The 11558-nt window shown below is 71.8% G+C and carries 12 protein-coding genes; 5 read left to right on the top strand and 7 right to left on the bottom strand.

All coding sequences use genetic code 11. The features are described from left to right. Positions 1–102 precede the first annotated feature (102 nt). Entirely contained in the window at positions 103–783 is a 681-nt protein-coding gene (locus tag AC0ZLC_RS19390; RefSeq protein WP_476753224.1) for a LamG domain-containing protein, read from the bottom strand. A gap of 313 nt (positions 784–1096) precedes the next feature. On the opposite strand from AC0ZLC_RS19390, the gene AC0ZLC_RS19385 reads away from it, so the two are divergent. Further along, positions 1097–1954 carry an isocitrate lyase/PEP mutase family protein gene (locus AC0ZLC_RS19385; protein WP_476753223.1) on the top strand — a complete coding sequence of 286 codons (858 nt, stop codon included), beginning with the start codon at positions 1097–1099 and terminating at the stop codon, positions 1952–1954. 58 nt (positions 1955–2012) lie between these two features. Here the strand turns inward: AC0ZLC_RS19385 and AC0ZLC_RS19380 are convergent, their stop codons facing one another. From AC0ZLC_RS19380 to AC0ZLC_RS19360, 5 genes are all read right to left on the bottom strand, one after another. After that, positions 2013–2756 carry a phosphotransferase gene (locus AC0ZLC_RS19380; protein WP_476753222.1) on the bottom strand — a complete coding sequence of 248 codons (744 nt, stop codon included), beginning with the start codon at positions 2754–2756 and terminating at the stop codon, positions 2013–2015. Positions 2757–2864: 108 nt separating this feature from the next. After that, entirely contained in the window at positions 2865–3419 is a 555-nt protein-coding gene (locus tag AC0ZLC_RS19375) for a hypothetical protein (RefSeq protein WP_476753221.1), read from the bottom strand. Between the two features lie 140 nt (positions 3420–3559). Then, a complete protein-coding gene (locus AC0ZLC_RS19370) occupies positions 3560–4348 on the bottom strand; it encodes an SAM-dependent methyltransferase (RefSeq protein ID WP_476753220.1) in 789 nt (262 codons plus the stop codon). Between the two features lie 70 nt (positions 4349–4418). After that, the gene (locus AC0ZLC_RS19365; protein ID WP_476753219.1) at positions 4419–5570 is read right to left on the bottom strand and encodes a winged helix DNA-binding domain-containing protein; all 1152 of its coding nucleotides are present in this window, start codon (positions 5568–5570) and stop codon (positions 4419–4421) included. A 211-nt stretch (positions 5571–5781) separates the two neighbouring features. Next, a complete protein-coding gene (locus AC0ZLC_RS19360; RefSeq protein WP_476753218.1) occupies positions 5782–6222 on the bottom strand; it encodes a helix-turn-helix domain-containing protein in 441 nt (146 codons plus the stop codon). A gap of 380 nt (positions 6223–6602) precedes the next feature. Here AC0ZLC_RS19360 and AC0ZLC_RS19355 point away from each other — a divergent pair, with 380 nt between their 5' ends. The 3 genes from AC0ZLC_RS19355 (at position 6603) to AC0ZLC_RS19345 (ending at position 9100) form a co-directional block, all read left to right on the top strand. Further along, entirely contained in the window at positions 6603–6845 is a 243-nt protein-coding gene (locus AC0ZLC_RS19355) for a DUF6411 family protein (RefSeq protein ID WP_476753217.1), read from the top strand. A 107-nt stretch (positions 6846–6952) separates the two neighbouring features. Beyond that, positions 6953–7945, top strand: a complete 993-nt coding sequence (ppk2, locus tag AC0ZLC_RS19350; protein ID WP_476753391.1) for a polyphosphate kinase 2 — start codon at positions 6953–6955, stop codon at positions 7943–7945. 300 nt (positions 7946–8245) lie between these two features. Then, the gene (locus AC0ZLC_RS19345; protein ID WP_476753216.1) at positions 8246–9100 is read left to right on the top strand and encodes a restriction endonuclease; all 855 of its coding nucleotides are present in this window, start codon (positions 8246–8248) and stop codon (positions 9098–9100) included. Positions 9101–9207: 107 nt separating this feature from the next. On the opposite strand, the gene AC0ZLC_RS19340 is transcribed toward AC0ZLC_RS19345, so the two are convergent. Next, positions 9208–9951 carry a DUF4097 family beta strand repeat-containing protein gene (locus tag AC0ZLC_RS19340; protein ID WP_476753215.1) on the bottom strand — a complete coding sequence of 248 codons (744 nt, stop codon included), beginning with the start codon at positions 9949–9951 and terminating at the stop codon, positions 9208–9210. Between the two features lie 400 nt (positions 9952–10351). Here AC0ZLC_RS19340 and AC0ZLC_RS19335 point away from each other — a divergent pair, with 400 nt between their 5' ends. Further along, positions 10352–11407 (top strand): ScbA/BarX family gamma-butyrolactone biosynthesis protein, encoded by a 1056-nt coding sequence (locus AC0ZLC_RS19335; RefSeq protein ID WP_476753214.1) that lies wholly within the window; start codon positions 10352–10354, stop codon positions 11405–11407. Positions 11408–11558: the final 151 nt, after the last annotated feature.

The raw sequence follows: 11558 nt of genomic DNA, 5'->3' as shown, positions 1-11558 counted from the left end.
GGGGCACACGTCCGCGGCGCCGACCCGGGCGGCGTCGCCGGGCGGTGCGCCCCCCGCCCGTTCAGCCCTCCGCCACGTCTGCGCGCGGCGGACGGCGCACGGTCAAGGGCACTCCTCCGGCGCGGCGGCGCGCAGCGGGCGACGCACGGTCAAGTGCTCCACGGCGTACGACATCTCCTTGACGCCCGGGTCCGGGGGCGGGTGGTAACGCCCGCCGCACACCGACAGGTTGACGATCAGATGGGCGAACCAGTCCTCCCCCACACCGCGTCCGTCGGCGAAGGTGCGTACGCCGTTCACCCACCAGACCACGGAGCGGGCACCGAACTCGACGCGCAGGTCGACGGGCCCGCCGGGGCGGACGGCTTCGTTCTGGTGGTAGAGGTGCCCGCCGCGGACGTGGTTGGACAGTTCCAGCAGGTCCGGGTGGTCGGGGTGGTACTCGAACACGTCGATCTCCTGGTCTCCGTCCCGCCAGGTCCAGACGGCGGGCCAGGCACCCATCTCCCTCGGCAGGCGCACCCGCGTCTCCAGGACGTCCCCCGCGCGGACGACGAAGCCGTCCTCGCTCCCCTCGGTGGTCAGCAGGCCCGTGCTCCACAGGCCGTCCCGCCGACGGGTGGCACGGAAGATCCCGCCGCGGGAGTAGGCGGGGTCGGACACCAGGTAGTCGAGTTTGTCGTCCGACCGGTTGACCGGGCCTCCCCCCGGATAGGCCCATGAACGCCCGGCAACCCACTGACGGCGCGAACTGAAGTCGGCCGTGAAGACGACATCGGACACAGGCCGACTCCTTGTCGTGAGGGAGGAACGTGGCCTTGCGGCGGTCGATTTCTCCCCAGCGTGCAGCCGCCCATGCTCCGATCGGCCCCGTGGCCGCCGGAACAACCCGATGGGATGAATCCACCTGGGACGGCACGACGCGGGTGGGGCGCCGGGGGCCGGTGAGGAAACCGGCCATCGGATCCGAGCGGGTGTCCGAAAGTACCGCGTCCGGCCGAGTGACACCGATTCGCGCCGGTATGTGCGGCACTGCGAAGATCACCGCGCACTTCACCACCGCGGCGGTGCGCCGCCGCCTGCCCCCGGAGGGTCAATGAGCCACGGGCTCGGACTGCGCGAGGCCATCGCCGGCGCGGAGACGACACCGCTGATCGGGATCTACGACATGTACTCGGCTTCCCTCGCGGCGCGCCACTACGACGGTCTGTTCGTCTCGGGCTTCGGCTTCGCTGCGTCCCACTACGGGCTGCCCGACATCGGGTTCATCGCCTGGCCCGACATCGTGGCGTTCACGGAACGGCTGCGCCTCGCGTTCCCCCGGCACCATCTGCTGGTGGACATCGACGACGGCTACGCCGACCCCGAGGTGGCCTGCCACGTCGTCCAGCGTCTGGAACGTGCCGGGGCGTCGGGGGTGATCCTCGAGGACCAGAAGCGGCCCCGCCGCTGCGGCCACGCGGACGGCAAACAGATCCTGCCGCTGGAGGAATACCTGGAGAAGCTCCGCATGGTGCTCGACAGCCGTACCGAGATGGTGGTGGTGGCGCGCACCGACGCCACGGAGGACGCGGAGATCGAGCGCCGCGCGGTCGCTCTGGCGAAGAGCGGGGCGGACGTCGTGCTCGTCGACGGCGTGCGTACCGTCGAGTCCGTCCGCCGGATCCGCGAGGTGACCGGCGGGGTGCCGCTGCTGTTCAACCAGATCGCCGGTGGCAGATCGCCCCGGCTGTCGCTGTCCGAGCTGACGGAGCTGGGAGTCGACGTGGCGATCTACAGCACGCCCTGCCTGTTCGCCGCGCACGACGCCGTCGACACCGCCCTGACGCGTCTCAGGGACGCGGACGGACGGCTGCCGGAGCCCCCGCCCGGCGGTGCGAGCGTCAAGGCGTCCACGGAGCTTCTCGAACGGAACATCAGCAGGCGTCACGGGAGTCGGCACGTCCCGGCCTGACGTCCCCGGCGCCGGCTCGACGCGCACGACGGGCGGCGGCCCGGTACGCCGCCGGCTCTCAGGTCACGCTCCACAACCGTCGGTAGAAGGCGGTGCGCCGCGGGTCCGGGGCGATGCCGTAGGCGTCGAGGAGGTCGTCCTCCCGGCCGGGGCCGTAGTTGTGCCGGGTGTTCCACGTCGCCACGGCCAGGTCGGCCCACCTGTCCGCGACGCCGAGCGCGCCCATGTCGACGTGCGCGGCCCAGGAGCCGTCGTCGTGCAGCAGCGTGTTCGGTGCGCAGGGGTCGCCGTGGCAGACCACGAGACGGTCGACCGGCGGAGGTTCGGGCAGGTCCGCGGGCACCCGGACGCCTGCCGCGCGGGCACGTGCCAGACGCCGGTCGACCGACCAGCTGAAGGGGCACTCCGCGACCGGCAGCCGCTCGTGCAGGGCCCGCAGGCCCGCCCCCATGGCACGGACCGCCCTGCCGGGGTCCGCCCTCCACCGCTCACTCACGGCACTGTCACCGGGCAGCCCGTGGGTGACGAGCCAGGATCCCCCGCCGTCGGACCCCTGCTCCCGCACCCGCGGGACCGGCGTGAAGTCACCGGCCCAGCGCAGCCGTACGGCCTCCGCAGCCAGGTCGAGCCGGGAGTGCGCCGGAGCCCATTTGGCGAACAGGCCGTCCGGCCCGTCGCCGATCCGGAAGGTCAGGCCGCCCAGCTCGTTCTGCCACACCGGCAGGATCGGGCGCCCCCGGGAGAGTGCGGTGATCGGCGCGGGCACCCGCACGCTCGACGAGGGGGGTCCGGAGTAAGGCATGGACGCATGATCCTCTTCCCGTCGCGTGCCGCGCCGGCTATTTCCGGGGCAGCGCCACCGAACGCCACCACCATGCGGCCGGCTGCCGGAGCGAGAGGGTTTGTCCGCTCAGCGGCGGTCCGGTGACCCGGCTCCCGCGTTCGCCGCGGCGGGCGAGGCGCCCAGGACGTCACGCATGTGCCGCAGCCGACGGTTCTGCCGGTTCCCCGCGTAGATCATCCAGCCCAGACCGACCACGGCGACCAGGGAGAAGCCGATCGTCTGTCGCGGCCCCGCCGTCATGGCCGTCGCGACCAGGAGGGAGGCGGACATCACAACCAGGAAGACGGTGGCGGCGACGCGGTGACGGGTGCGGTGCAGTCGCTGCGCGACGAGCTCCCGCATGGCCTGTCGCTCCGCCGGATCCGCCGGTACCTCGCTGCGGCGCAGCTTCTGGTCCAGGGACACGAGACCGGTCGCCGAACCGCCCGCGGCACGCTTCTCCTTGCGCCGTACGACGCTCAGCACGATCACCGCGCCGACCGAGGTGACGGCTAGGCGCCCCAGTACCGCGACCAGTGACTCGCCGGGACTGATCAGCATGATCAGGCCACCGGCGGCGAGGATCGACAGGACGACCTGCAGCCAGAGGTGCTCGGCCAGGAAGGTGTTGAGCTTCTCCACGGTGCGTCCCCTTCTGCCTCGAGGCTTCCCGCATACCCCGCGCCTGGCGTCGCAAGCCGAGCAAGTGGCTTACGCAGCAGGGAGTTTGGGGCGTGGGAGCGGCCTCGCGGGGAGAGCGCCTCGGTCGCGGGGCACCTCCGTCAGGGGACGCGTGCCACTCCCGCGTAGATGCCACTGCCCTCGGGCTCGGGCGCCGGAGTCGTGCGGAACCATTCCGGGGCCGTGACCAGGCCCGGTTCGACGAGTTCCAGGCCGTCGAAGAAGCGGGCCACCTCCGGGCGGGTGCGGAAGCCGAGCTGGATGCCGGCCGTCGCGTATTCGGCGGTGACCTGTGCCGCCAGCTCGGGATGGAGATCGGAGGCGGCGTGCGAGAGCACCAGGTAGCTGCCGGACGGCAGGGTGGTGACCAGGTTGCGGACGATGCCGTGGGCGTCCTGTTCGTCGGGGACGAAGTGCATCAGGGCGATGAGGGACAGGGCGACGGGACGGTCGAAGTCCAGGACGGCCCGCGCCCGTTCGAGGATCGCCGCGGGTTCCCGCACGTCCGCCTGGATGTAGTCCGTGGCGCCCTCACGGTGGCTGATCAGCAGCGCCTCCGCGTGCCGCAGCACGATCGGGTCGTTGTCGGTGTAGACGACCTTCGCGGACGGCACCATCCGCTGGACGATCTGGTGCAGATTGGGCTCGGTGGGGATGCCCGTGCCGATGTCGAGGAACTGGTCGATGCCCTCCCCGGCGAGCCAGGCCGCGGCCCGGTGCATGAACTGACGGTTCTGCCGCGCCGCGTCCCGCGCCTGGGGCGGCAGCTTCTCACCGACGGCCTCGTCGACGGGGTAGTTGTCCTTGCCGCCGAGGAGCCAGTCATAGACCCGTGCGGGATGAGCCCTGCTGGTGTCTATCCGCGGGGGGTGGGGTGTGTCGGTCGTCATGGCGGGCTCCGGCGCGCAAGAGGATCAAGTGTTTTCGATCACCGTAGTCTGGCACAGCATCTCATCGCGCTCACACGGCAGTTGGGAGGATCCTCGTCTCCGCGGCGGGCAGCCCCTTGACCCACCAGTGGTCGTAGCGTCTGTAGACCGCGGGCTCCCGGGTGGCGAGGAAGGCGGTGAGCGCCGCGGCCTCAGCGGCCAGCGCTTCCCAGACGTCGTCCGGGAGGCGGTGGAAGGCGGCGGCCTCGATGCCGCCGTCGACCGCGCGCCAGACGCCGGTGACGTGACCGTCGACCAGCAGCGTGGGCAGCACGTCGCCGTTCACACGCGTCACGTGCTTGCGGTAGGCGGGCGGGACCACGCGGCTGCGGTCGGCGTAGGCCAGCAGGACGCTGTCCCACATCGCCATCAGCCGGGGCGGGGCGGCGGTTTCCTCGGCGGGCCGGGGCGCGCCGGGGAGGTCGTACATGGCCGTGCCGTCGGGGCCCTGCAGTACCTCCAGTTCGTCGGCGAGGGACTGCACCGCCGCCCTGACCCGGGAGCGCTGGACCAGCGCGAACTGCGCCATGTCGGCCACGGACGCCGGTCCGAAGCCCTCCAGGTAGCGACGGATCAGGACGCACAGACCCTCGGCCGCCGCGTCGGGGTCCGCCGGCACCGGGCGGCTGTCCGCCGCGACGTACGACGCTCTGGTGCCGAACGACCAGGGCCCGCCGGTGGGCACGTGCCACAGCGGCGCGTACTGCCGCAGCATCCGCTGGGCCCCCGACTCCATCGGTGCCCCCCGCCGCTCCGCGAGCCGGCTCGCCAACTCGGCTGCCGTACGCGGCCGGTCGGCGTACTCCAGCAGGTCCTCGACGAGTGGGCCGGCGTCGTCGGCGGTGAGCCCGGACGCGGTGAAGCGGGCGTCCCCGAGTCTGGATCCGCGCAGCGTCGGCTCCATGGCTTCGCGGAAGGCCACGTAGTCGTCGACGTGGACCACGTGCAGGGTGAGCCGCATCAGCGTCGACTTGACCGTGCGCAGGCCGGCCAGGGCCGTGTCGAGGGCGGCCGGGTCGAAGTCGCTCAGCCGGTTCCAGAGCGCCACGTACGGAGAGGCGGGCTGCTGGGCCTGCAGGGCGACCACACGTCGCACCGCGTCCAGGACGTCCAACGGTTCGCGCCGCAGGAGCAGTTGCCGGGCGAGCGTGGCACGGTTGAGCGCCCGTGCGGTCGTCTTCATGCCGTGATTCTCTCCCGCCACGGTGCGGGTCGCCGTCGCCGTGGGGGCGGCATCCGGTTCCGCCGGGGTCGGCCCGCTCCGGTACGTGGCCCGAGCGGGCCTTCCGGCCGCACGCCGGTGCGTTCTGCCCCGTCTGCTCGCTGGACACCACGCGAGCCGCCCGCCCACGGTGCGAGCGGGCGGCTCGCGTCCGCCGGCAGAGGGGACGCCGCTACCGCGCGGAGACCTTCACGTCGTCCGACACCACGTCGGTCGCGTACGCGATGGACAGTCCCGGGACCTCCTGGGCGACCCGTGCGACGACCGCCCGGTGCCAGGCGGCCGGATACTCGGACTCCGGGTGCGCGGCCCGGTATTCGAGATCGTTCCGGTAGGTGACGATGCCGGGTTCGGGGAGGTCGGCGAGGCCCGCCACCGCCTTGCCGACGAACTCCCCGGTCAGGCGCTCCAGGTCCCCGAGGGCCGCCCGGACGGCACCGGGCACGTGCTCCATGCCCTGCTCCCACTCCTCGACCGTGGCGGGCGAGACCCCCACGTGCTCGGCCAGCCATTCCTCGGTCAGGCCGAGGAACTCGCGCACGACCTTGAACTCCGCCGGCGTCATCGCCCTGCCCTCCGGCACGCCGTCGAGGTTGCGGTTCTGGCTCATCATGTCCCTTCGGCTGGTGAAAAGGGTCCGGCAGGCGGCCGGGTACCCGCGAACTCGGGCGCCACCCCGGGAGTCGGCCGGATCGTCACGTCGCGTCCGCCTGTCTCACCGGCGGCTGCCCGACGGGTCCACCGGTCAGCTTAGGCCAGGGCATCCGCAGGTCCCGGCCGGGCGGCACCCGCCCCACCCCGGCACCACGTGGACCACCGGGCCACCGGGCCGGACGCCGACTCGGCCAGACCACGCATGAGGGGCTTGGCAGCGGGCACGCGGAAGACCCCAGAGGGGCAGCCGTCGTGCGCTCACTCCGCCGTCCCCAGCGACGCGCCGGAGGAGTGCGGGTCAGGCGGTCGCCCCGTCCGATCCAAGAACCGAGGTGTGTCATGGTCGTCCTCGCCGTCGTCGCCGTGTGCGTCGTTCTGCTCGTTCTCGCTTTTCTGGTGCCTCGGCTCTCACGGCACCCCGAGCGCGGCACGCAGCGCACGCTCGGAGCCGGTTCGCAGGCCGCGGGCAAGGCTCCGGGCCGACTCGGCCGCTGGCTGAGCAAGCCGTTCCGGAGCAGCTCCAAGGCGGTCGGCCGCAGCGGGTCCACGGGACGCCGGGCGCGCAACCGCATGCCATTCTGAACTGGTAGAGGTCCTCTTTCCGCCGCGGTCCGGTCCTCGCACCGGGCTTCGGCGCGTGCAGCCATCGATGTCGCGAGCAGGAGGGAACCCAGTCCGTGGTTGATCCGGTGAGGCCGCACTCGGAAGCCGCGAAGCGGGCGGACACGCCCGCCGGAGCGGAACTTCTCGCCGGCCTCCGTGTGGACGAGGAGCGCCCCGAGCAGCCCGTACTGCTCGACGGTGACGGCAAGCCCCTCGACACCTGGCGTGAGAACTACCCGTACGACTCGAAGCTGGGGCGCAAATCGTACGAACGGCAGAAGCGCATTCTGCAGATCGAGCTGCTCAAGCTGCAGAAGTGGGTGCGGGAGACCAGACAGCGCGTGGTGGTGGTGTGCGAGGGGCGGGACGCGGCGGGCAAGGGCGGCACCATCAAGCGGTTCACCGAGCGGCTCAACCCGCGCGGGGCCCGTGTGGTGGCGCTGGACAAGCCCACCGAGAGGGAAGCCGGGCAGTGGTATTTCCAGCGGTACGTCCCGCACCTGCCGGCCCCCGGAGAGATCGTCTTCTTCGACCGGTCCTGGTACAACCGGGCGGGCGTCGAGCGCGTCATGGGCTTCTGCACCCCTGCCGAGTACCGGCACTTCTACGCCCAGGCCCCGGTCTTCGAGAAGCTGCTCACCGACGACGGAATCGTGCTGATCAAGTTCTGGTTCTCGGTCTCCCGCGGTGAGCAGCGCACGCGTTTCGCGATCCGGCAGGTCGATCCCGTACGGCAGTGGAAGCTGTCCCCCACCGATCTGGCCTCGCTGGACCTGTGGGACGCCTACACCGAGGCGAAGGTCGCCATGTTCCGGGCGACGGACACACCGTATGCGCCGTGGACGGTGGTGAAGACCAACGACAAGCGCCGGGGCAGGCTGGAGGCGATTCGCCATCTCCTGCTGCGCTGCGACTACGCGGCCAAGGATGCGGAGGCGATAGGGACGGCCGACCCTCTGATCATCGGCGCCGCCGACACGCTTCTGGAGCGCGGCGAGGAACCCACCGATCTGTCCCCCACTCCGCTGTCCCCGCACAATTTCGGCGGCCCCGGTCAGCACCCCGAGACGGCGGGCTGAGCGGCTGACCCTCGGTCGGCGGCCCGGTCCTGGGCCGCCGACCGAGGGTCGGGCCGCGTCCGGGGGCTTCGAGGCGTCGGCGAGCCAGGCTGGCCGCGCCTCTCCTTCTCGGCCGTCAGCGAGCAGGACCGGCCCTCCTCACCACCCCTTTCGCCCTTCACCCCGACAGGCCGCGTTTGCGTCTGACCTCTCGTCAAGCAGGCCTCGACAGAAGCGATGTGACCTCCTGCGCTGAACTCGTTGATCTTGGGCAGACGGCAGAAGTGATCTTCGTACTGTCCGGGAGAGGGGAACGCGACCATGGCCACACCCGTGCGCCCAATAACGCCGATGAGCGGTCGCCGCGGCTTTGATCTGCGGTCCACGGCGTTGTCCTTCGGTCTGCTCGCCGTCGCCATCGGGGTCCTGGGGTTCACCGCCAAGGTGGCCGTCGGCGTCCTCGAACGGCGCCCGGTGCTGGCCGTCGTACTCGGCCTGGTCGGGCTGCCGGTCGCGGTGGTCTTCCGCAGCGGCCGGCGCCGTTTCTCCGCGAGGCGGGCCGCGCGCCGGGCGGCTGTCGCACTGGACGAAGGCACCGCGGCCGCCCTGCACACCCTGGAGACCGCGCCGCTGGGCCCGCCGATGCCGGCCGGAGCCCCGGCGCCGGTCGACGACCTGCCCGTTCCCGTGGACCGGGAACCGGCTCTCCCCCTCGGCGCCGAGGCCACCGCCGTGACCGAGCTCCTTCCCGGCACCGGACACGAAGGTGTCGACTACGACGCCCTGGACGCCGACGAGTTCGAGCAGGCGGTCGCCGCCCTGTGCGAGCGCGACGGCTGCTCGGACGTCGAAGTCGTCGGCGGCGCGGGCGACCTGGGCGCGGACGTGGTGGCCACCGCGCCGGACGGGCGACGCGTCATCATCCAGTGCAAGCGCTACTGCGACTCCAACAGGGTCGGCTCCCAGGACATGCAGCGCTTCGGCGGCACCTGCTACACCGTGCACGGCGCCGATGTGGCCGCGGTGGTGACCACCAGCGACTTCACCGCGCCCGCGGTCGAGTACGCCGGGCAGTGCGGGATCCTGTGCCTCGACGGAGAGGCGCTCCGGGCGTGGAGCGACGGTACGGGGCCCGAGCCCTGGGCCGTGACCGCCGACGGCGGCGCGGTCCGCTGAACGCCACTCGGGGCGTCCGCGGACCCGGGAGAACTCCGGCCGCCGGGCGGCCCTGCGTAGGGCGCGCTTGCCCGACGGGGCGAGGCGGAGATGTCTCGACCGTCTCCCTACGCGCGGGCGGCCGTGACGTCGCCGTTGACCGTGGAGAGCTTCAGGCTGCGGCCGTGTGCGGCACCGGCGGTCGGGACCGTGACCGAGGGACGGCCGTTGTCCGTGGTCGCCGATACCCGGTAGGCGGGGGCGTCGTGCGGCAGCGTGACACGGACCGAGCCGTTCGTGGTGACGGCGGTGGCGCTCGACGGGGACGTGCCGCAGCCGATCACCACGTCACCGTTCACCGTGTCGGCGTGCAGCCGTCCGGCCCGCAGGGTCTGCGCACGCACCGAGCCGTTGCGGGTCGCCAGCCGTACCGCGGCGCCCTGTGCGCCGGAACGGCTCACGCTCACATCGCCGTTGACCGTCGTCAGATCAAGGCCGGCGGAGATGCCGGCCACGTCGATGCCGGCGTTGCGGGCGGTGACACCGACCGGGGTGTGCGCCGGGACGTCGATCTCCGGCATCCGGGGGCACTCCCGGTGGCGGTCGTCGCCGGTTGGACACGACAGGTCCAGCACCCAGGTGTCATCCCGGTGGGACCAGTGACCGCGGATGCGGCGGTCGACGCCGACCGTGTCGCCGTCGGCGGGCCGCAGGCGTACTCCGTTCTCCGTGGTGATCACCAGATGCGCACCGCGGGTCAGGGCGGGGCGCGCGGCATTCACCGGTGAGGCGTTGTCCCCCTCGTCGCCCCCTCCGCACGCGGCGACGAGAGGAGCGAGTGCGAACAGGGCGGTAACACGCCACTTGTGCATGGTCGTTGGCTCCATGCCCGACCGGATTCCCCGCCCCCGGTCTCCCATGGCAGCCGCACACCGGACGGGCGGCGTCCCCGGGCTTCCCTGGTCGGCGGCCTAACGGTCGCGAGCCAAGTTCATGCCGCCCAACGAAAGAATAAAACCGCATGCCCGGTTTCTGCAAGGACTAGACCTCTCAACCGCTCATCCACGTCGCCTGGACGCCCGATGCGCCCACCCCCGCCCGTACCGGAAGAGGTTGCGCCGCTTTAACCGGTGGAGCACCGTCCGGTTCTCGCCAGAACTGTTTCGTCGAAATACCTTGAAAACAAAACCGGTGGGTCCGTATCTTATCGATCCTGAACTTCCTGCACCGTCCCATCCACTCCTGCGCAGACGCGGAAAGAGGCGGCACGCGATGACCCTCCTGACCATTCACCCGGCACACGACTCCACCGCGCCCGACGGGCGTTCCGCACCGGCAGTACCGCTGATACCGGCCATGTCGACCGGGCCTCTCACGCCGCCCGCCACACCGACCGGGCCCGTCGCACCCGGTGGGCTCACCACCACCGTCCCCCGCGAGTACGTCCACCGGGCGAGCCACGCCGAGGTCTTTCTCACCGGCTGCCTCAGACGCGACGACGCGAACTACGCCCTCACCGGGCAGTGGCCCCGCGCCCATACGTTCTTCACGACTCCCGACGGCGCCCACCACGACGCTCTGCAGGCGGCAGAAACCATTCGTCAGACCGGTCTCTACCTGGCCCACGCCGAACTCGGCGTCCCCCTCGGGCACCATTTCCTCCTCCATGACCTCACCGTCACCACGCACCCGGAACAGATGACCATCGGTGCACTGCCGACCGATCTCACCCTGCACGCCACCTGCACCGACGTGGTCCGCAAGGGGAGACGTCTGGCGGAGTTCCGCATGCAGATCACCATCACGGGCAACGACGGCCGCCCCTACGCCACGGGCGGCGGGAGGTTCACCTGCCTCACCCCCGCCACCTACCGCCGGCTCCGCGCCGCCGGCACCAGCGGCGACACGCTCCCGCCCGCGGCAGACCCCTTCGGCCGGCCCCACCCCGACGTGCTCGCACTGCCCGGCGTGGTGGGCAAGCTCAACCCCTTCGACGTCGTCCTCTCCCCCACCGGCGATGCCCACCGCTGGCTCCTCAACCCCGACCCCTGCCACCCGGTCCTGTTCGACCACGGGGGCGACCACTACCCGGGCATGGTCCTGGTCGAGGCCGCACGCCAGGCCACCCACGCCCACCACGTCGCCGCCAACCCCCTCACCACGACCCTCGTCACGGAGTTCCACAGCTACGCCGAACTCCGCGCTCCGCTCATGATCGAGACCACGCTTCAGCCCGGCCCCGTGGAGGCGCCGGCCGTGCGCGTCACCGGCCGGCAGAACGACCGCGCCGTCTTCACCACCGACGTCATCACGCTCACCAAGCCGTAGCCGGGACCGGCTTCTTCCTCGTCCGACACCGGCACACCCACAGTGCCGGACGTGACCCGACCAACTCCCAACGGGCGAGCGACCGGCCGGTGACCAGTGCACCGACTCCGGGTCCCCCCTCCGCTCGGCTGCCCCTCCGCACAGAGTCCCT

Source organism: Streptomyces sp. GLSS-08 (assembly GCF_056387915.1).
The sequence above is the reverse complement of the archived record's forward strand: the minus strand, read 5'-3'. Positions and strand labels throughout refer to the sequence as shown.